This is a genomic window from Nocardia citri, from assembly GCF_054065835.1.
The window spans coordinates 320,614-339,416 of record NZ_JBSUQM010000004.1 but is presented as its reverse complement, the minus strand read 5'-3'; the positions used below and the strand labels follow the sequence as shown (position 1 = coordinate 339,416).

Genomic DNA, 18,803 nt, shown 5'->3' with positions numbered 1-18,803 from the left:
TTCTCCACCTTCCACGACAAGGCTCGCATCAACGCGGCGACCAGCCGTTCGCGCACCGGATGCGCGGCCACCAGGTCGGTAAGTTCCGTGACCAGCTCCGCGCCGTGGCCGAGGCCGATCTCCGCATCGAATCGATCCTCCATGGCGATCAGGCGTAACCCTTCGATCCGGGTGAGCGCCGCGTCGAACGCCGCACTCTCCTGCAGACCGACGTCCTGCATGGCCGCACCGCGCCACAATGCGAGGGCATCGCGCAGCCGCTGTACCCCGGCAAGACCCTCGTCGTTGTGGGCCTGGGCGACGAGGCGCTCGAACCGCACGGCGTCGACAGCGTCGGGTTCCACCCGCAATCGGTATCCGTCCGGCTGCCCCTCGACCAACCCTTCCGGCAGCACCTTCCGCAGCCTGGAAACCAACCGCTGCAAGGCATTCGCCGCGTCGGCCGGCGGGTGTTCACCCCAGATCCAGTCGATGAGCGTCGCCTTCGGGACGGCGTGACCTGGTTCGAGTGCGAGGGCGATCACCAGTCCGCGCAGCCGCGCGCCCGGCACATCGACGAAAACACCGTCGTCCCTGCGAATCTCGAATGGACCAAGTATCCCGATCTGCACCTGGCCGATCTTGCCATGGGCAATCTGCGGACGCCGCGCCGAAAAGTTGCCCCGGTACTGGCCTTTCGTGGTCGCCGGCCGGGTCGGTGTCAGCGCCGTGACAGCCGTATGTCAGGTCCGGCGGTGAATGTGGTCTCAACAACCGCAACGAAAAGGACATCCGATGAGTCAAACGGCGCCTATCCCGCACGGTCTCCCTGTGGAGCGCGATGCGGGCCCCTTCGACCCGCCCCGTGACATCACCCGGCTGCGCGAGGTCGGTCCGGTCAGTCCCATGGTCTTTCCCGACGGTCACGAGGGCTGGCTCGTCACCGGCTACGACGCGGTCCGAAAGCTCATGGCCGACACTCGGTTCAGCTCCCGCCAGGACATCGGCATCGTGCACGCGGCATACGAAACCCCGGGCATGCCCGTCCCCACCGAGCCGTCCCCGCAGGTGCCGGGCTTGTTCATCGCGATGGACCCGCCGGACCACACCCGGCTGCGACGCAAGTTCACCGGCGCGTTCACCGTCAGACGCATGAAGCAGCTCGAAGAGCACATTATCGACATAGCCGCACGGCAACTGGACGAGATGGCGCGCCTGACCCCGCCGGTCGACCTGGTCAAGGAATTCGCGCTGCCGGTGCCCTCGCTGGTGATCTGCGAACTGCTGGGTGTCCCCTACGCGGACCGCGCGACCTTCCAGGTCAATTCCGCCCAGTTCCTGGTTCGGGACCAGTCGTTGGAGGAGAAGATGGCCGCGTACGGCGCGATGACCACGTACCTGGCCGAACTGGTCACGCGCAAACGTGCCGAACCCGGTGACGACCTACTGTCCGACCTCGCCCGCGATGACGATCTCGGCATCGAGGAGCTGGTCGGCGTCGCCTTCCTGTTGTTGCTCGCAGGTCACGAGACCACCGCCAATATGCTGGCCTTGGGCACCTTCGCGCTGCTGGAGCACCCGGCGCAGCTGGCCGAACTGCGCGCCGACCCGGACCTGGTCCCCGACGCCGTCGAGGAACTCATGCGCTACCTGTCCGTCGCCGATATCTTCTATCGCTACGCCACCGAGGACATCGAACTCGGCGGTGAAACGATCGGTAAGGGTTCGACCGTCGTCGTCTCGCTGCTGGCCGCCAACCGCGACCCCCAGCGCTTCGACAACCCCGACGCCCTGGACATCCACCGCAAGGCTCGCGGTCACCTGTCCTTCGGTCACGGCGTCCACCAATGCCTCGGCCAGCAGCTGGCCCGCATCGAGATGCGCGCCGGTTTCGCCGGACTGCTGCGTCGCTTCCCGACCCTCGAGCTCGCCATCCCCGCCGACGAGGTGAAACTCCGGACCGATATGAACATCTACGGCGTCCACGAACTGCCGGTCACCTGGACGGAAACCGCCCGATAGAGCTGTCGGCCGAGCCGCACGTAGGGAGAGGACGAAAGTGCGTATCACTGTGGATCGGGAGCGCTGTATCGGTGCGGGCATGTGCGCCCTCATCGCATCGGCGGTCTTCGATCAGGACGAGGACGACGGACGGGTCCGGTTGCTCGACCCCGCACCGCGGCGCAGTCACGCCGCAGTGCGGGAGGCCGTGACGGCTTGCCCGTCCGGGGCACTCACGGTCGACGAGTCCTGAGCCGGATTCAGCGGCGCCCCATCGTCAACGCACGACCAAAGCACTTGGGGGTTCAGTTGGTGGTCAGGGTGCGGTCGAGCAAGGGGAGCAGGCGGTCCCAGTGACGCTGTAGTGCGGCGGGGTTGAAGGCGTCGGTGTCGGACATGGTGAAGCCGTGGATGGTGCCCGGGTAGATCTCGGAGGTGTAGTCGACACCCGCGGCATCCAGGGCCCGATTGAGCTCGCCGAGGGCCTCGGGCGTCAGGTCGGTTTCGGCGTGGCCGAAGTGGACCTGGGCGGTGAGCTCGGCGAGACCGTCAGGCCCGTCAGCACCCCCGGGTGCCGCTCACCGTGGTCGGGGAAGGCGGCGAAAGCGTCGGCCTGGCCGTCGGTAGTGGGGATCTGCAGCGTCTTGGTAGGCATGAATTCTCCTGTCGTGGTTGATGTGTCGAGCCGGCATCAACACGACGGCGGCGGAGCCCGCGCAGCGGCGCAAGTCACTCGATCGAATAGTGGGGCCCGCACCGGCTAATACGGCGCGCAGTAGCGCACCAGGTCACCAATCCGTTTGTGGCGCAACGCCGTTACGGTAGTCATCAGCTCACAGCATAGCCACCGGACAACCCGACGCCGGGCCGCGGAGTCGGTCCGGGTGAAAGGGCGCGAAGCTGTCACGGAATGCGGTGCGAGGCGATAGCATCGGGCAATTCCCGCGCTGTCGAGCGCCGCGACGGTTGGGACGATGCACCTGGGGTGGGTGCACTGCCATGCGATGCCCATAGATCGGCCTTGATGAATGTATGAAGATCCCGACCTTGCCCAAGCTCAGGTCTTTCTGGAGTTGTTGGCGAATCGGGCCGAAGCGCTGACCCGGGAACTCGGATTCGCGCACCGGCTCGACTCCCCGCCGCGCGAGGAATTGGTGAATGAGCTGCGCGCCGTACAACGCTTCATAGACCGCATTCACCGTCGGTTTCCGGAAACCTGCCGCCGCCTGGCGACCTGACAAGCGTGCCGATCGATGTTGCGTAGTGGCATCTGAGGACGGAAAACCGTTGCCGCCGAACGAGATCGGGAACTTACTCGTCGGGACCGGCTGCCGACCGGGCAGGCGGTCGGGAGCCGGTCCGTGCGATTTACACCAATTCGGGAACGCGGAGATGGGCGAGGGCCAACTCGAACTCGCACATGTCGACCATCTTTATCCCGGCCTGGCGGGTGATCCGCTCGCGCATAGCGGTTGCGTCGTTGCGGTTGTGTTCCATGGCTTCGGCGGTGTCGAAGGTGACGCAGGAGACGCCACGGCCGGCTGCGCGATCGACCAGCAGGCTCGCGCTGCAGAAACCCTCGAGGGATTCCATGTCGCGCAGGGCGTGGGATTTGTAGGTATCTATTGCCTCCTCCTGCCGATTCGGGTCGGTCTCGGTCCAGACCGCACGGGCGCAGGCACCCTCTTGTGAGCGGTGGTCACGATGTAGGACGGCGATTTCCCATTGCTCGATCTGAGTGCCGCCATCGCCGAATGCCGCGGCCGCACGGTCCCGAATGGGGCGGACCCGGTCGGCGCTCTTGGTCATCGCGTCCTGGGTTTCCCATGACGTGGTGATGATGCACCGGCCGGACTGGCGATCGACCAGCAACGATAGTCCAACGCAGCCGGGTATGTCTTGCACAGCCGGCATTACCTCGTCGCGTACGTGCGCAATCCCGGCGTCGATCGCGGAGGTTTGCGCCTGAATAGTGGTTGAACGTGCGAACACGATCACTCCCTCGGTGTTCAGGGCAGCGCCCCGGCGGCGCCACCGGTATGTTCACCCTGCCCCGCCGCACCGCGCATGGCAATAGGCACTCAGCACACTCTGCGCAATGTGCGTTCGGGCTCGCGAGCCGCCGCCGTGGCTTCCGGAGTTCGCGGAGGATGGCGGTGGCGACAGCCACGCTCGTCATTCGCGCCCAGCATCGAATACCTCGGCGTCCAACGCTCGAGTTGTCCAGTCATGGGCGCGAAAGCCGAAGGGGCAAGGGCTACTTCGTGTCTGTGGCCAGTTGGATCAGGCGGGCGCGGACGAGTTCCGGACGTTCGTCGACGACGAAATGTCCACAGCCGGTTACTGGTTCGAGGGTGTAATCGTCGGCGCGGGCGGTTTCGGCGGCGGCGAGCGAGCGATGTACGGCGGGGTCTTCCACACCGAACAACGCGCGGATCGGGATGGTCGCGCGACGGCGTTCGGGATGGCGTGCGGCATCGGGGATTTCGCGCAGCCAGAAGGTGCGGTAGGTGTCGGTGGCGGCGCGGGCGCAGACCGGATCGCGGAACCGGTCGGCGAAGATGCGGATCACCTCGAGGGAGACCTTGCTGCGGTCGGTGATCGCCGCTGCGAAGACCAATTCGACGAATCGGGTGCGCTGTTGCAGTGGTACGCCCACGGTGGCGATCAGCGGCTGGTAGGTGAGGAAGCGCCAGATCTGTCGCATGACCGTCATCGGCCGCACCCACGGATGGGCCATATTCAGCACCAGATAGCCGTCGAAACGGTCGGGTTCGCGCAGCACCATGCGGTAGCCGATATAACCGCCCCAGTCGTGGCCGACGAGCAGTACTCGGTGCAGGCCGAGCGCATCGAGCAGCGCGAACACATCGGATGCCACATCCTCCTTCGACCACCGATGCGGCGGCGGACCCGACCAGCCGTATCCGGGCAGGTCGGGCGCGATGATCCGGAGTCCTTCCGGCGGGTCGGCGAGTAGATCCCGGTAGGCGTAATGGTGCTGCGGCCACCCGTGCAGCAGCACGACCGGGCGACCGTCCTCCGGTCCGGATTCGGTGACGTGGAACCGGACATCGCGGGCTGTCACGAACGACCGGCGCACACCGGGAATGGCCGGCGGGTCGGAGGTAGCGGTACCGTCGGTAACAGGCATACGCCCACGATAGTTCGCCGAGCGTCTGCTGAACGTCCTTCTCGGGTCGGATTCGCACCACCACCTGTGGTCGGAAACGGCGTACTGGACCCGCTGCCGGGGTCGAAGTCGCAGCAGAACGTCCAGAAGCTCGGGTTCGGAGTTGCTCTACCCGCGTGTCATTCTGGTCCGTTAGTAGCGGCCGAAGGCGAGCGCGACATTGTGCCCGCCGAAACCGAACGAGTTGTTGATCGCGTACTCGATCTCCTGGTCGCGCGCCTCGCCGTGCACCACATCCAGATCGATCTGCGGATCCTGGTTGTCCAGGTTCAGCGTCGGCGGCACGACACCGTCGCGGATGCTGAGCACGGTGAGAATCGATTCCAGCGCGCCCACCGCGCCGATCGAATGTCCCAGTGCGGATTTCGGCGCGTAGACCGAGGCGTGGTTACCGACGGCCTTGTTGATCGCGTTCGCCTCGGCGGTGTCGCCGACCGGGGTCGCGGTCGCGTGGGCGTTGATGTGGGTGATGTCCTTCGGGGTCAGACCCGCGATCTGGATGGCCTTGGTCATCGCGCGTGCCGCGCCGGCGCCATCAGGGGCGGGAGCGACCAAATGGTAACCGTCGGACGTGATTCCGGCACCGAGCAGGCGCGCGTGGATGGTCGCACCACGGGCCTTGGCGTGTTCTTCGGTCTCGATGACCATCAGCGCACCGGCCTCTCCGAAGACGAATCCGTCGCGATCGGAGTCGAACGGCCGCGAGGCGCCCTTCGGATCGTCGTTGCGGGTGCTCATCGCGCGCATCATGGTGAAGGCCGCGATCGGCAGGACATCGATGTATCCCTCGACGCCGCCGGTGACGACCATATCGGCATCACCCATCGCGATCATGCGCCAAGCGTTGACGATTGCCTCGGACCCGGACGAGCAGGCCGAGACCGGCGTGATCACCCCTGCCTTCGCCTGCAACTCGAGACCGACCACCGCCGACGGGCCATTCGGCATGATCATCTGAACGGCCAGTGGCGAAATCTTGCGGTAGCCACCATTTTTCAGTCTGGTATTCGCATCGGTGATCGCATCGGCGCCACCGAGCCCGGTGCCGATCGCCACGCCGAGTCGCTCGGGATCGACCTCCGGGCTGCCCGCATTGCGCCACACCTCGCGGCCGAGGACCGTCGCGAGCTGTTCGACATAGGCCATCCGGCGCTGTTCGACCCGGGTGAGCAGGGTCTCCGGCCGGACCTTCAGGTGACCACCGATGCGGACCGGGAGGTCGTACTCCTCGACGAAGGGATCCTCCAGTACGTCGATTCCGCTCTCGCCGTTGAGGAGTCCCTTCCAGGTCGCGTCGACATCACCCGCGATGGAGGTGGTCGCCGCGAGACTCGTCACGACGACGTTCGGGAATCGCCCGTTGGCGGCAAAGAGGTTTCGCACGAGAGTCGCTCCTGGTTTTCTTCCGATAACGCGGTTTTCGGTGTCCTGGCGAATGCCTTATCCGAACTGGACAGGCGTTCGACGGACTACGACGGCCGGACATCGTTGTCGCGCGGCATCGTCGCAGGCGTTCTACTGTGCCGCCGAATGCACCGAAATGCATTGCTGAACAGGTATTTCCGCTGGACATCGTCTCGGGAAGAGCATACCGGCGCGGTTTGATCATGGTATGCCCGTCGTTACGAACCTTCGCGCCGGCGGTTGTGGGAAACCTCCAAAGTCGCTGGAACGGCGCGCAGCCTTGGGCGGTTCGGGCGTAGTGTGCTGGCCCGCTGACCGGTTCTGTCCGGCCCATTCGGTCGCCATTATCGCTGCAGATATGCAATCTTGTTATTGCACAACGGCATTGAAGGGGTCGCCCCAGCGGCACGGTGAAGGGGTGTGGCGGGATCATGGTGTCGTCGAACACGGCCAGGCGCGGGGGTCGCTCGGCCGACCCGCTGTGGCCGGGCATGCTCCCGCCCGGACGCGCACCACAGGTCCTGACTGCGCCCCGCCCACATCGCCGGAAGCGGCGTACGCCGCGCCGGCACTGGCTGGTCGGCAGTGTCGCGTTCTTCGGGGCGCTGGCGGCGGTGGCGGTGGTGCTGGTGTATACGGCCGAGGCGAGCAATACCCGGCAGTCGACGGCCACGGTCACTGATCCGGTGCTCGGCGGCGGACCGAACTGCGAACCGACGCGCACCGAACAGTTGGTGCGCGGTAATGGAACCGGGTCGACCAAATCCGGTCCGGATGTGATCCTGGCCTTCCAATACGCCTATTACGTGACCCGCTCGGGCTGGGACGCCCGCGCATTGACCATATCGGATGCGGCGGTGTCCTCGGTCGCCGTGATCGATGCGGGCATCACATCGATTCCGCTCGGCACCCAGCACTGCGTCATGATCTCCCCGATGCTCGACGGTCGCTTCGACGTCGTCATCACCGAGTTCCGTACGGATGCGACGGTGCGCACGTATCGCCAGTTCGTCACCGTCGCGCCCCACGAAGCCAGCACCGTCATTACCAAGATCGCCCCGCCGTCCTGATGCTGGTAATCGAAGCGATCAGCCCCGCCTACCAGGAAGACCCGCGGCGGTCGCCGCGGCAGTCAGCACCGCTTCGAGCATTTCCGGAGTGAGCCGACCGGTGAAGGTGTTCTGCTGGCTGACGTGATAGCAGCCGAACAGATGTAGCGGCGCTCGATCATCAGCCGTCGGCGCCAACACAACGTGGGCACCGTGCCCGAATTCGGGCCGCGGCCGCGGCACCGTCCAGCCCGATGCGGCGAGGACCGGAAGCAGCGCCCGCCAGCCGAACGACCCGAGTACGACCACAGCTCGCACTGTCGGTGTGAGCAGGCGCAATTCGGTTCTCAGCCAGTGACTGCAGCGGTCCCGCTCGTCGGGCGTCGGCTTATTGCCGGGCGGTGCGCAGTGAACTGGTGCGGTCACACGCGCGCCGATCAGCCGCAATCCGTCGTCGCGGTGTACCGCCGTCGGTTGATTGGTCAGCCCGACGTTGTACATGGCGGCAAAGAGGAAATCCCCACTGCGGTCGCCGGTGAACATTCGCCCGGTCCGGTTGCCGCCGTGGGCAGCTGGGGCGAGTCCGACGACGAGCAGTCGTGCGTCATCCGGACCGTATCCGGGAACTGCCCTGCCCCAGTAGGTTTCGTCACGGTACGCGGCGCGCTTGTCCCTGGCCGCCCGCTCTCGCCAGGCGACCAGCCGGGGGCAGGCGAAGCAATCCGCGACCGCGGCATCCAGTTCGGCGATGGTCTCGCACACGATCACATCGTGCCGCAGGCCATGTCCACTACGCATCGATAGCCGCCCGATTGTGTACAAGGTCGCGCGAGCGGTTCGAGACGACGGTGCGGCGCGCATAAGGACCCGGACATGTGAGGCTGACCACGTGGGTCAATTGATAGCATGGCCTTTCTGGCCGACCGGATGCGGGCAACGCCCCCGGATTCACCTCGAAAGAGTCTGTTCATGCAGTTTGAAATCGTCGAGCGAGACGAAACGTGGGTTGCCGGGCTCCCGGTGCGCAGCCCGAAACGTGCGCTCGGGGAACTGCGTGACCACGATCTGGAGACCGCGTGGGCGGCGGTGCTGCATCAGGAACTCGGCGGTCAGCTGGCCAGCGCCTACACCGACTACTCCGGTGAGCTCGGCACCTATAACACCCAGATCGTCGGCTATGAGTGTGCGTCCTTCGATGAGGTCACCCGCGGCCACCTGGTGGCGCGACTGCCGCGCGGCACCTATGCCAGATTCTCCTCGGTCGGTAACTTTCCGCAGGTGATGACCGACCTGTGGACGCAGATCGCCTACGCCGAGGAACACAACCAGATCAAACGCACCTATACCGGCGATTTCGAGTGTTATCCGCACGCCTACAAGATCGATCTCTACTTGGCGGTCGAGGCGCGATGACCTACGCGATCGTGGTCCGGCGCGAGGCCGTCTACGGCGGTCTGGTGGTGCCGCGGGTACGTCCGAGCTTCAAGGTCAGCAATAGCGACCTGATCGAATTCCTCAAGGATCGGCTGCGTGACCGTGCTGGCGACGACCAGCCGATGTACACGGTGTACGTGCCGGATCCGGCCGGAAACTACAACGCGGTCGTATGTTTCGAGTACCCGGGTCCGAGTGCGGTTCCGGTCGGTGACGTACTGGTCAAGGTGCCCAAGGGTGTCTACGCGCGATTCGAGCCGAACGGGGATTACCACGATCCGGTCGAGGATGTGTGGGCCCAAGTCGACGATGCGACGGCCTCCGCCGAGATCACCCGGGCGTACCGGGAGGAGATCGAGGTCTGGCGTGGGCCGGATTCGGTCGAGTTGTTCATCTCCATCCTCGTCTGAGATAGCTATATATTAGCTGCATCGGTACCGACTGGTCTCCACGTTCTGTTCGATGGTCGATTAGAGCGTTCTGACCTGCGGAAATTGCGCGGTAGGCGATTAGTTTTCGGAAGATTAACCAGATATCTGGTCAATTCTTGCTGGATGACGGATACTGCCCTAGGCAATCTCATCCGATCGGCGAGTCGTCTGGCGAGTCGGTCAGGCCGGCTCGATGACCGTACAAGTGTGCGGTAGCAAACGGAGTAGGAAAACCATGACTGTCGAAACAGTCGCAGTCGGCCCGGGCGGCACACATGATGCCGAGGTGTTGCGGTTTCGCGACATGTATTCCGGATATGTCTTTCATGTCGCTACTCCGCAGGCGCATCCGGATCTGTGGCGCCGTTATCTGTGTGGGGCGCTGCAGGTTTACCGGCATTACGGCGTTGATCACGTATTGGAATACGACAGTGTTGTCGACGGCCGCTCGACTTCGTTGTTCTTCGCCGCTGTCGATCCGTCCGGCGCGGTCGTCGCGGGATTGCGGGCACAGGGCCCCTATCGTATGGCCGACGAAGTGCAGGCACTGCGCGCGTGGGCGGGTCGACCCGGTGCCGACGGGTTGCGCACGATGGTTGCTGATCGGATACCGGAGGGCGTAGTCGAGGTGAAGGCGGTCTGGGTGGCGCGAGCGGTCGAGCATCGTGCGGCGCTCGCGGCGGCGGTCTCCCGCTGCGTTGTGCACGCTGCCCGACTACTCGATGCTCGGTTCGGCTTCGTCACCACTGCCACGCGAAATATCACTCTGTACCGTTCCAGTGGTGGGTATGTCGCCGATCGGACTCCGTCGGTGCCCTATCCGGACGACCGCTACCGGACCGTTCCGATGTGGTGGGACATTCAGACATATCGCACATTAGCCACAAAATTGCAGGGCTCGATGACGGCGCTGGAGTGTGCGGCGCTCGATGCCTGGCGGTCGCCGCATTGTCGAGCTCCCTCGGGTGGACCAGGGATCGGAGGATTGGCGCAGGCATGAACGGTGACCTCACCGCGGACTACCGCCCGCTGATTCTCGACGAAAACGCCACATACGACGCACAGATCCTCATGCAATTACGGAAAGCACCGCAGGTCCGCATTCTCGACCTGCGTGATGTGCTGCGCGCCGAACTCGCCAAGGTCCGGCGGCCGCCGTCGGATCTAGGTGGCCCGGAGACAGACCGATGGGTCTATTACCCGTGGCGGCGCGCGGTCGTGGGGTTGCCAGGGGAGAAGACCTTCCGGACAATTCGCTTGGATCGCAACCAGAACAAGCTCACCCGCGCCGAACAGGAACGTTGCGCGGGCCTGGCGGTCGGAGTGGTCGGACAGAGCGTCGGGCACGCGGTCGCTCACACCTTGGCCCTGGAGGGCACCTGTGGCCTGCTGCGCCTGGCCGATTTCGACGATATCGAGCTGTCGAATCTGAATCGGGTGCCCGGGGGGATCTTCGATATCGGGGTGAACAAGTCCGTCGTGACGGCGCGCCGGATCGCCGAACTCGATCCGTATCTGCCGGTCGAGGTCGCCACCGCGGGTGTCGACGAGCACACCGTCGACGCATTCCTGGACGGGTTGTCGCTGGTCGTCGAGGAATGCGATTCACTCGATGTCAAGTTCGCAGTCCGGGAAGGCGCACGCCGACACCGCATTCCGCTGGTGATGGATACCAGCGATCGCGGCCTTCTCGATGTCGAGCGCTATGACCTGGAACCGGACCGGCCGCCGTTCCACGGTCTGCTCGGCGCGACCGTCGGCGCGGATCTGCATGGGTTGTCCACCAAAGACAAGGCGCCGCACGTCATGCGGATTCTGGATCCGAAGGAACTCTCGGCCCGGATGGCCGCGAGTCTGGTCGAGATCGACGAAACCGTGACAACCTGGCCGCAACTCGGCGGTGACGTGCAACTGGGCGCGGCCATCGTGGCAGCGGCGGTGCGCCGGATCGGGCTCGGACAGAAGCTGTCCTCGGGCCGCACCCGGGTCGATCTGGAGCGTGGCCTCGACGAGCTGGCCGAACCGGAACCCGGATGCGAGAAGGTATCCGACGAATTCCCGGTGCCCGAAGACGGGGTGTCGACTCCGGACGGGTCCGCCGTCGAAAAGCTGCTCGAAGCCGCACAGCGCGCGCCGTCGGGCGGCAATAGCCAACCGTGGTGCCTGCGGGTCGACGGTGCCGAGTTACACATCGAGCTCGTCCGAACCCGCTCGTCGGCACTGGATATCGGCTACCGCGCCAGCGCGGTATCGATCGGTGCGGCGCTGCACAACGCCCGCGCCGCGGCCGCCGCGCACGGCGTACTCGGCCCGCACGAGTTCATCGAGGACAGCTCCACCGCATTCGCCGCGGTGCTACATCTCGGCAACGGCACCGACCCCGTACTGGCCGGCGACTATTCCGACGCGCTGACCCGCGCGACGAACCGACATCTCGGCACGGGCGCGCCGCTGGCGGATCATGTCCTGCCCGCACTGGCCGAGGCCGCCGCAGATGCGTCGGTCCATGCCATTACCGAGCCCGATCAACTCCGCGCCGCGGCCGCACTGCTGGGCGAATCCGACCGCATGCGCTATCTCACCCCGCGCCTGCATCAGGAGATGTTCGGCGAACTACGCTGGCCTGGCGAGGATCCGCGCACCGGGATCGATATCCGGAGTATGGAATTGGCCGCTGACGAACAGGCCAAAATCCGGATCGGCGAGCGCTCGGATGTCATGGATCGACTACGCGAATGGTCCGGCGGTGCCGCGCTCGGCGAGTACTGCCGCGACCGGGTGCTGTCGAGTTCGGCGGTGCTCGCGATAACTTTTCCGCGTCGATCCAGCACAGAGTCGGTATCGCTTGCCGACTACGCGCGCGGCGGCGCGGCCGTGCAGCGGGTCTGGATCGCGGCGCAACGGCTCGGTCTTGCCGTGCAACCGGTCTCGCCGTTATTCCTGTACGCGCGGCACCCCGACGAGCTGAAGGGGATTTCCCCGGATTTCGCGGATACACTAACGTCACTTCAGGGCCGTTTCCTGGACCTGCTGAGAGTGCCTGAGCATGAGATCATGGCATTGGTGCTTCGCCTGAGCTATGCGGCAGCAGCCACGGTCCGCAGCAGGCGGCTTCCAGTGCCGGGCGCGGGCAACCGCAGCTAGCGCGATCGGAGATAGGGTGCCTCGGCGAACGCTCGACTCATTGGTGACCCAGGTCGCCTCCGAGTTGATGGGCGTCGACGCCACGACGATGGTGGCGGCCAGTGAGCGCGTGCTTGCCCGATTGGTCGAGCATTTCGATGTCGATTTCAGCTACCTACGCCATACCGATAGAGAGCAGCGGGCGACCGTGCTCATCGCGGAATGGCCGCACCGTGGTGACATACCGGATCCGGACCCGCTGAAGATCGTACATTTCGAACACGCCGACTCGGTGTTCCGGGAATTGGAACATGCCACCGAGCCGATCATCGTGCGGCCGTCGCAGCAATCCGCCGACTATCAGGAGACGATCCGGCGCTCGTCGGGCATTCCACAGGTCGCGATGGCCGCGGTGCCGCTGTTATCGCGCGGCGAGTCGACCGGCGTGCTGGGATTCATCAAACAGGGCGATCGCGACTGGAGCGCTCGGGAACTCAACGTGCTCAAGGCGATCGCCGCTCTTTTCGCCCAGTTGCAGGCGCGCGTGGTGGCCGAGGAGCGATTGCGCTATATCGCCCTGCACGATGATCTGACCGGACTGGCGAACCGGCGGGCCCTACTCGAACATATGGAGGAGCGGCTCGGACCGGGCAGTCCGGGTCCGGTGGCCGCTTTCTTCCTCGATCTCGATCGGCTGAAAGCGCTCAACGATTTTCTCGGACATACCGCGGGGGACAACTTCATTCGCACACTCTCCTCGCGACTGCGCGAAAATCTCGATCCCAATGACATGATCGCCCGGCTCGGCGGCGACGAATTCGTCATCGTGCCCGCCAAACCGATGGATCCGGTGGCAGCCGAATTGGAGGCGACGCGGATCCAGCAGCTCATCGGACGGCGGGTCACCGTCGGCGGGGAATCGGTCAGCCGCGGCGCCAGTGTCGGTGTCGCGGTGGGTATTCCAGGGGAGACCACGGTCGCGGACGTGCTGCGCCGGGCCGATCACGCGCTGCTATCGGCGAAATCGGGTGGTGGCAATGGCGTCGCGGTCTTCACCGATGCCATGCGCGCGCAGTTCGAACTGCAGGACGATGTCGAGCTGAATCTGCGCGGAGCGGTCTCCGACGGCTCGCTGCTGCTGCACTATCAGCCCGAGGTCGATCTGCGCACCGGCCGGGTGGTGGCGCTGGAGGCACTGGTGCGCTGGTTGCATCCGACCAGGGGACTGCTGCCGCCCGGTGCGTTCGTCACCGTCGCCGAGGCCACCAACCTCGCGGGTGAGCTGGGCCGCTGGGTGATCCGGTCGGCGTGTGCGCAGTTCGCCGAATGGCGCAGGCGGGGGCTGGCGGCGAATGTCGTGATGCGGATAAATGTCTCGCCGGTGCAGCTGGTCAGCCTGGATTTCGTGGAGCGGATCGAGGATATGCTGCGGCTGTTCGGGATAGATGGCAGTTCGGTCTGCCTGGAAATCACCGAACACGTGGTGGTCCAGGATCTGGCGCGCACCCAGGTCACGCTGCGCGGACTCAAGCGGATGGGTGTGCAGATCGCCATCGACGATTTCGGCACCGGATACAGCTCGCTGTCGCATCTGAAGGCGCTCCCGGTGGACGCGGTGAAGATCGACCGCGGTTTCGTGCAACGACTCGGTGCGAGCACCGACGATCTGGCGATCGTGAAATCCATCATCGGATTGGCCGGGTCGTTCGGGCTCGGCGTGGTGGGGGAGGGCGTCGAGACGCCGGTGGCCGCACGCACCCTGGTCGGGCTGGGTTGTTATCGGGCGCAAGGATTTCTGATCGCACGACCGATGCCCGCCGATGAGGTAGAGGCGCATCTGGCCACCGGGCGCATTCCGTTGGATCTCGATCTGCCGCGGGCGGGCCGGGGTATCACCCGGGCGTGACCGGTCCTGACTGCTGATCGAAACGCTCGGCCCTGACCCAGAGTCGACGCCGGTCGCCGACGGTCATCCGCACCGAACCGACGGTTCGCCGAACCCGAGCCCTGATGCATGAGCTCAGCGATGTCCGCGCATTCGACCGGTGCGAACCCGGTCCTCGTTAGCAGGGTCTTTCACGGCTGTTCATGCGGTGTTGGGCGCATGGGTTCCGGGCAGAACCCGATTCGCTGCACGATCGGCGATGTGCGCATCGTGCAACTGGCGAACTTCTACGGTCCGCGGTCGGGCGGGCTGCGCACCGCATTGCATCACCTGGGCGAGGGGTATGTGGCCGCCGGGCATGACGTGGTGCTGATCGTGCCCGGACCGCGCCGGGCCGAAGAGATCCTGCCGACCGGTGCGGTGCGGATCACTTTGCCCGCCCTGGCGATACCGTGGACCGGCGGTTATCGCGCGGCGGATCCGCGCCGGGTGGCCGATGTGCTGGCCGGATTGCGACCGGATGTGCTCGAGGTTTCGGATCGGCTGACGCTGCGGGGGTTCGGACGCTGGGCGCGCACCCGCGACGTGGCGAGCGTCATGATCTCGCATGAGCGCTTGGACCGACTACTCGGCCAGATCATGCCTGGCCGGGTGGCCCGTCGGTGCGCCGATATGGCGAACCGGCGCACTGCGGACGACTACGACATAGTTGTCTGCACAACGGAATTCGCCCGCGAGGAGTTCCTGCGCATCGATGCGCCGAATGTCGAACTGGTGCCGCTCGGCGTGGATCTGGAGCTGTTCAGCCCGGGTCGCCGCGACCACCGCCTGCGCGCTGACCTCGGCGCGCCCGGACATCCGCTGCTGGTCCACTGCGGCCGATTGTCGGTGGAGAAGCGGGTAGATCGCAGCATCGAGGCTATTGGCGCGCTGCACCGGGCGGGAATCGAGGCTCGGCTGGTCGTGGCGGGTGAGGGACCACGGCGCGAGGCCCTGGAGCGTCGGGCCCGTGCCTTGCCACCACTGCCCGGAGGGCGACCCGCGGTGCACTTCACCGGATTCATTTCCGACCGGTCGATGGTGGCGAAACTGCTTGCCACCGCTGATGTTTCGCTGGCACCGGGCCCACACGAAACTTTCGGCCTGGCCGCGCTAGAGGCGTTGGCCGCGGGTACGCCGGTCGTCGCCAGCCGGTCTTCGGCGCTCGCCGATATTGTCACCGCCGAGTGCGGTGCGGTCGCCGCCGATCGCCCGTCCGCCTTCGCGCAGGCCGTCACCGATGTACTCGCGCTGCCGACCGCCGATCGTCGGAAGGCGGCGCGCACTCGGGCCGAGCAGTTCACCTGGCCGCGGGCGGTCGCGGGAATGCTGGCAGTGCTCGGGCGATAACCCGCGGGCGTGCACTGCCGACCGAATCCGGCAATTTCGCCATATCCAGCGAAAAGGGCGCGATGACGTGTCTGGATCGAACTTTCGACCGTATGAACTTCGCAACCGCGCCATTGCCGCGTACCCTGCGTGCAACTGATGCGGGCTATTCGAGATGGGATCCGGTGTGCTTGGTTTTGGGCGCAGGAAGACGGTGCGTGGTGCGAAGGTGCTCGTCACCGGGGCCGCGAGCGGAATCGGCCGGGCGAGCGCCGTGGCGTCCGCGACCGCCGGCGCCGAACTGGTGCTGACCGATATCAGTGCCGAGGGCCTCGACGATACGGTTCGTACCATCAAGGAGGCCGGCGGTACCGTGCTCGCCGCGCGTGCCCTGGATATCACCGACTACGACGCGGTTACCGCCTTCGCTACCGACGTGCATGCCGAATTCGGCAGCCTCGATATCGTCATGAATATCGCGGGCACCTCCACCTGGGGCACCGTCGAGAATCTCGAGCACCGCCACTGGCGCCAGATGGTGGACGTCAACCTGATGGGCCCCATCCATGTGATCGAGAACTTCGTGCCGCCGATGGTCCGGGCGAAACGCGGTGGGGCACTGGTGAATGTCTCCTCGGCGGCCGGAATCCTGGCGCTGCCATGGCATGCCGCCTACAGCGCCGGCAAATTCGGCATCCGCGGCGTCTCCGAGGTTTTGCGATTCGACTTACGGCGTCACGACATTTCGGTGCATCTGGTGGTGCCCGGCGCGGTGAATACACCGCTGGTGCACAGCGTCGAGCTGGTCGGCGTGGACAAGGAAGATCCGAGGGTGCAGCGACTCACCAAGGCATTCACCAAACATGCCGTGGCGCCGGAAGCTGTTGCGGCGGCGATCCTTCGCGGTATCGAGCGCGATCGGTTCCTCGTCTACACCTCCTTCGATATCCGCTTCGGTTATTGGTTGGCCCGCAAATTCGCCTACCCCTATGAATTCGTGATTCGCCGCAGCAGCGATCGATTCAGCAGGCTGCTGGCTTCGATGGGCAGTTGAGCGTCACATCGAGCACGCGGGCACCCGGCCCCTGTTCGCCGAGGCGGTCGTGCTCATTGACCAGTCGGCAGCTGCCGAGTGACAGGCAGCCGCAGCCGATGCAGCCGGTCAGGTTGTCGCGCAGGCGAGTCAGCTGGGTGATGCGGTCGTCGAGGTCGGCCCGCCAGCCAGTGGACAGGGTCTCCCAGTCGCGCCGGGTGGGGGTGCGACCCTCGGGAAGTTTGTCCAGTGCGGCGCGGATTTCGCTCAGTGGGATGCCGACCCGCTGGGAGATGCGGATGAAGGCGACGCGGCGCAGCGTTTCGCGGGCATATCTGCGTTGATTTCCACTCGTGCGACGGCTCGAAATGAGACCCTCGCGTTCGTAGAAGTGCAACGCGGAGACCGCTACTCCGCTACGCTCGGACAGCTGCCCGGGGGTCAGCTCCTTCGCTCGCCAATCGGTTGTCGACATCCCGCTCCTCCAATCACCTGAACCATACTTCAGGTTAGGGTGTGCTGGGGTCGGAATCGGAGACACCCAATTGCGTGCTCTTACGGCCGCGGCGAACTACGGTCGGATCATGGCAGCAGACGCGGTGCGGGCGGGGCACGATGGCGGTGCGGACGATGGGTTGGCGGGTGTGGGCGATCCAGACGGTCGACTGGCGGTCACCTCCGAGGTCGGGACCCTGCGCACGGTGCTGCTGCACCGGCCCGGCGACGAGTTGCGGCGGCTGACCCCGCGCAATAACGATCAACTGCTTTTCGACGGCATTCCGTGGGTCGAGCGGGCCCAGCAGGAGCACGACATCTTTGCCGGTGTGCTGCGCGAACGCGGTGTCGAGGTGCTACTGCTCGCCGATCTGCTCGCCGAAACCCTGTCGGTCAGCGGTGCGGCCCGCATCCAGGGCATCTCCGGGGCCGTCGACGCGCGCAAACTCGGACATATGCTGGCCGACGAGCTGGCGGCCTTTCTGCGCGGCGTCCGAGCCAGGGATCTGGCCAATATCCTCATGGCCGGGATGACCTTCGACGAACTGCCCTTCGACGGCGACAACACCTCGCTGGTGCGGCGCATGCACCACGGTGCCGATTTCGTCATCGATCCACTGCCGAATCTGCTGTTTACCAGGGATTCGTCCTTCTGGGTCGGCCCGAGGGTCGCGATCACCTCGCTCGCACTGCCCGCCCGGATGCGCGAGACCTCGCTGACCGATCTCATCTATGCATTCCATCCGCGTTTTCTCGGCGTGCGGCGGGCCTACGAATCGCATACCGCGCCGATCGAGGGTGGTGATGTGCTGTTGCTGGCGCCGGGCGTGGTCGCGGTCGGCGTCGGTGAGCGCACCTCGCCCGCGGGTGCGGAAGCGTTGGCGCGCAGTCTGTTCGACGACGATCTCGCCCACACCGTGCTGGTCGTCCCGATCGCCCAGAGTCGCGCGACCATGCATCTGGACACCGTCTGCACCATGGTCGACACCGATGCCGTCGTGATGTATCCGGCCGTCCGGGATTCGCTGTGCGCGTTCACGATTCATCGCGAAGACGCTGGGCCGAATGCCTATTTCGGCGGCGGACGCAACGATCGGGCCCGGGTGAGCATGCGCGGTCCGGATCCATTTCTGCCCGCGGCCGCCGACGCGATGGGCATCGGTAAGCTGCGGGTCATCGATACCGGACTCGATGTGGTCACCGCCGAACGCGAGCAGTGGGACGACGGCAATAACACCCTGGCGCTCGCGCCCGGCGTGGTCGTCGCCTACGAGCGCAACGATATGACCAATGCCCGGCTCGAGGATGCCGACATCGAGGTGTTGCGCATTCCCGGCTCCGAATTGGGCTCCGGCCGTGGCGGACCGCGGTGCATGTCCTGCCCGCTGTCCCGAGATGACGTGTGAGC

At 65.5% G+C, this 18,803-nt stretch carries 20 protein-coding genes; 12 read left to right on the top strand and 8 right to left on the bottom strand.

Annotated features, from left to right (window positions below; translation table 11 throughout):
- Positions 1-611 (bottom strand): AfsR/SARP family transcriptional regulator (locus ACW2Q0_RS09530; protein WP_457188286.1); only part of this gene is annotated, 611 nt, incomplete at its 3' end.
- 163 nt (positions 612-774) lie between these two features.
- Here ACW2Q0_RS09530 and ACW2Q0_RS09525 point away from each other — a divergent pair.
- Positions 775-2,001 (top strand): cytochrome P450, encoded by a 1,227-nt coding sequence (locus tag ACW2Q0_RS09525; protein WP_457188285.1) that lies wholly within the window; start codon positions 775-777, stop codon positions 1,999-2,001.
- Positions 2,002-2,038: 37 nt separating this feature from the next.
- Positions 2,039-2,233 (top strand): ferredoxin, encoded by a 195-nt coding sequence (locus tag ACW2Q0_RS09520; RefSeq protein ID WP_457188284.1) that lies wholly within the window; start codon positions 2,039-2,041, stop codon positions 2,231-2,233.
- 52 nt (positions 2,234-2,285) lie between these two features.
- On the opposite strand, the gene ACW2Q0_RS09515 is transcribed toward ACW2Q0_RS09520, so the two are convergent.
- Entirely contained in the window at positions 2,286-2,477 is a 192-nt protein-coding gene (locus ACW2Q0_RS09515) for a dienelactone hydrolase family protein (protein ID WP_457188331.1), read from the bottom strand.
- The gene (locus ACW2Q0_RS09510) at positions 2,474-2,635 is read right to left on the bottom strand and encodes a hypothetical protein (RefSeq protein ID WP_457188283.1); all 162 of its coding nucleotides are present in this window, start codon (positions 2,633-2,635) and stop codon (positions 2,474-2,476) included. The genes ACW2Q0_RS09515 and ACW2Q0_RS09510 overlap by 4 nt, the downstream gene beginning before the upstream one ends.
- A gap of 373 nt (positions 2,636-3,008) precedes the next feature.
- Between ACW2Q0_RS09510 and ACW2Q0_RS09505 the strand changes: the two genes are divergently transcribed.
- A complete protein-coding gene (locus ACW2Q0_RS09505) occupies positions 3,009-3,218 on the top strand; it encodes a hypothetical protein (RefSeq protein WP_457188282.1) in 210 nt (69 codons plus the stop codon).
- Between the two features lie 130 nt (positions 3,219-3,348).
- Here ACW2Q0_RS09505 and ACW2Q0_RS09500 read toward each other — a convergent pair whose 3' ends face one another.
- The 3 genes from ACW2Q0_RS09500 to ACW2Q0_RS09490 all read right to left on the bottom strand — a co-directional run bounded on the left by ACW2Q0_RS09500 (position 3,349) and on the right by ACW2Q0_RS09490 (position 6,556).
- Positions 3,349-3,972 (bottom strand): antibiotic biosynthesis monooxygenase, encoded by a 624-nt coding sequence (locus ACW2Q0_RS09500; protein ID WP_457188281.1) that lies wholly within the window; start codon positions 3,970-3,972, stop codon positions 3,349-3,351.
- A 265-nt stretch (positions 3,973-4,237) separates the two neighbouring features.
- Positions 4,238-5,134 carry an alpha/beta fold hydrolase gene (locus ACW2Q0_RS09495; protein ID WP_457188280.1) on the bottom strand — a complete coding sequence of 299 codons (897 nt, stop codon included), beginning with the start codon at positions 5,132-5,134 and terminating at the stop codon, positions 4,238-4,240.
- Between the two features lie 171 nt (positions 5,135-5,305).
- Entirely contained in the window at positions 5,306-6,556 is a 1,251-nt protein-coding gene (locus ACW2Q0_RS09490; RefSeq protein ID WP_457188279.1) for a KasA/KasB family beta-ketoacyl-ACP synthase, read from the bottom strand.
- A gap of 452 nt (positions 6,557-7,008) precedes the next feature.
- Between ACW2Q0_RS09490 and ACW2Q0_RS09485 the strand changes: the two genes are divergently transcribed.
- The gene (locus ACW2Q0_RS09485; protein ID WP_457188278.1) at positions 7,009-7,647 is read left to right on the top strand and encodes a hypothetical protein; all 639 of its coding nucleotides are present in this window, start codon (positions 7,009-7,011) and stop codon (positions 7,645-7,647) included.
- An 18-nt stretch (positions 7,648-7,665) separates the two neighbouring features.
- Here ACW2Q0_RS09485 and ACW2Q0_RS09480 read toward each other — a convergent pair whose 3' ends face one another.
- The gene (locus ACW2Q0_RS09480; RefSeq protein ID WP_457188277.1) at positions 7,666-8,424 is read right to left on the bottom strand and encodes a uracil-DNA glycosylase; all 759 of its coding nucleotides are present in this window, start codon (positions 8,422-8,424) and stop codon (positions 7,666-7,668) included.
- A 171-nt stretch (positions 8,425-8,595) separates the two neighbouring features.
- On the opposite strand from ACW2Q0_RS09480, the gene ACW2Q0_RS09475 reads away from it, so the two are divergent.
- The 7 genes from ACW2Q0_RS09475 to ACW2Q0_RS09445 all read left to right on the top strand — a co-directional run bounded on the left by ACW2Q0_RS09475 (position 8,596) and on the right by ACW2Q0_RS09445 (position 16,921).
- A complete protein-coding gene (locus ACW2Q0_RS09475) occupies positions 8,596-9,039 on the top strand; it encodes a GyrI-like domain-containing protein (RefSeq protein WP_457188276.1) in 444 nt (147 codons plus the stop codon).
- Positions 9,036-9,470 carry an effector binding domain-containing protein gene (locus ACW2Q0_RS09470; RefSeq protein WP_457188274.1) on the top strand — a complete coding sequence of 145 codons (435 nt, stop codon included), beginning with the start codon at positions 9,036-9,038 and terminating at the stop codon, positions 9,468-9,470. The genes ACW2Q0_RS09475 and ACW2Q0_RS09470 overlap by 4 nt, the downstream gene beginning before the upstream one ends.
- Positions 9,471-9,726: 256 nt before the next feature.
- Positions 9,727-10,491 (top strand): hypothetical protein, encoded by a 765-nt coding sequence (locus ACW2Q0_RS09465; RefSeq protein WP_457188272.1) that lies wholly within the window; start codon positions 9,727-9,729, stop codon positions 10,489-10,491.
- Positions 10,488-12,635 carry an Rv1355c family protein gene (locus ACW2Q0_RS09460; RefSeq protein WP_457188270.1) on the top strand — a complete coding sequence of 716 codons (2,148 nt, stop codon included), beginning with the start codon at positions 10,488-10,490 and terminating at the stop codon, positions 12,633-12,635. The genes ACW2Q0_RS09465 and ACW2Q0_RS09460 overlap by 4 nt, the downstream gene beginning before the upstream one ends.
- Positions 12,636-12,702: 67 nt before the next feature.
- Positions 12,703-14,520, top strand: a complete 1,818-nt coding sequence (locus ACW2Q0_RS09455; protein ID WP_457188329.1) for a putative bifunctional diguanylate cyclase/phosphodiesterase — start codon at positions 12,703-12,705, stop codon at positions 14,518-14,520.
- Positions 14,521-14,760: 240 nt separating this feature from the next.
- Positions 14,761-15,888 carry a glycosyltransferase gene (locus tag ACW2Q0_RS09450; protein WP_457188327.1) on the top strand — a complete coding sequence of 376 codons (1,128 nt, stop codon included), beginning with the start codon at positions 14,761-14,763 and terminating at the stop codon, positions 15,886-15,888.
- 154 nt (positions 15,889-16,042) lie between these two features.
- The gene (locus ACW2Q0_RS09445; protein ID WP_457188268.1) at positions 16,043-16,921 is read left to right on the top strand and encodes an SDR family oxidoreductase; all 879 of its coding nucleotides are present in this window, start codon (positions 16,043-16,045) and stop codon (positions 16,919-16,921) included.
- Here the strand turns inward: ACW2Q0_RS09445 and soxR are convergent.
- On the bottom strand, positions 16,890-17,375 hold the full coding sequence (gene soxR / locus ACW2Q0_RS09440; RefSeq protein WP_457188266.1) for a redox-sensitive transcriptional activator SoxR: 486 nt from the start codon (positions 17,373-17,375) through the stop codon (positions 16,890-16,892). The genes ACW2Q0_RS09445 and soxR overlap by 32 nt on opposite strands.
- Before the next feature lie 109 nt (positions 17,376-17,484).
- Here soxR and arcA point away from each other — a divergent pair, with 109 nt between their 5' ends.
- Entirely contained in the window at positions 17,485-18,801 is a 1,317-nt protein-coding gene (gene arcA / locus ACW2Q0_RS09435; RefSeq protein ID WP_457188264.1) for an arginine deiminase, read from the top strand.
- Positions 18,802-18,803: the final 2 nt, after the last annotated feature.

What these genes read in the sequence shown, in the direction of transcription:
- ACW2Q0_RS09465 (WP_457188272.1), top strand. Translation starts at nt 9,727, where the DNA reads ATGACTGTCGAAACAGTCGCAGTCGGCCCGGGCGGCACACATGATGCC.
- ACW2Q0_RS09475 (WP_457188276.1), top strand. Translation starts at nt 8,596, where the DNA reads ATGCAGTTTGAAATCGTCGAGCGAGACGAAACGTGGGTTGCCGGGCTC.
- ACW2Q0_RS09485 (WP_457188278.1), top strand. Translation starts at nt 7,009, where the DNA reads ATGGTGTCGTCGAACACGGCCAGGCGCGGGGGTCGCTCGGCCGACCCG.
- ACW2Q0_RS09505 (WP_457188282.1), top strand. Translation starts at nt 3,009, where the DNA reads ATGTATGAAGATCCCGACCTTGCCCAAGCTCAGGTCTTTCTGGAGTTG.
- ACW2Q0_RS09495 (WP_457188280.1), bottom strand. Translation starts at nt 5,134, where the DNA reads ATGCCTGTTACCGACGGTACCGCTACCTCCGACCCGCCGGCCATTCCC.
- ACW2Q0_RS09445 (WP_457188268.1), top strand. Translation starts at nt 16,043, where the DNA reads ATGGGATCCGGTGTGCTTGGTTTTGGGCGCAGGAAGACGGTGCGTGGT.
- ACW2Q0_RS09480 (WP_457188277.1), bottom strand. Translation starts at nt 8,424, where the DNA reads ATGCGTAGTGGACATGGCCTGCGGCACGATGTGATCGTGTGCGAGACC.
- arcA (WP_457188264.1), top strand. Translation starts at nt 17,485, where the DNA reads ATGGCAGCAGACGCGGTGCGGGCGGGGCACGATGGCGGTGCGGACGAT.
- ACW2Q0_RS09455 (WP_457188329.1), top strand. Translation starts at nt 12,703, where the DNA reads ATGGGCGTCGACGCCACGACGATGGTGGCGGCCAGTGAGCGCGTGCTT.
- ACW2Q0_RS09470 (WP_457188274.1), top strand. Translation starts at nt 9,036, where the DNA reads ATGACCTACGCGATCGTGGTCCGGCGCGAGGCCGTCTACGGCGGTCTG.
- ACW2Q0_RS09460 (WP_457188270.1), top strand. Translation starts at nt 10,488, where the DNA reads ATGAACGGTGACCTCACCGCGGACTACCGCCCGCTGATTCTCGACGAA.
- soxR (WP_457188266.1), bottom strand. Translation starts at nt 17,375, where the DNA reads ATGTCGACAACCGATTGGCGAGCGAAGGAGCTGACCCCCGGGCAGCTG.
- ACW2Q0_RS09510 (WP_457188283.1), bottom strand. Translation starts at nt 2,635, where the DNA reads ATGCCTACCAAGACGCTGCAGATCCCCACTACCGACGGCCAGGCCGAC.
- ACW2Q0_RS09525 (WP_457188285.1), top strand. Translation starts at nt 775, where the DNA reads ATGAGTCAAACGGCGCCTATCCCGCACGGTCTCCCTGTGGAGCGCGAT.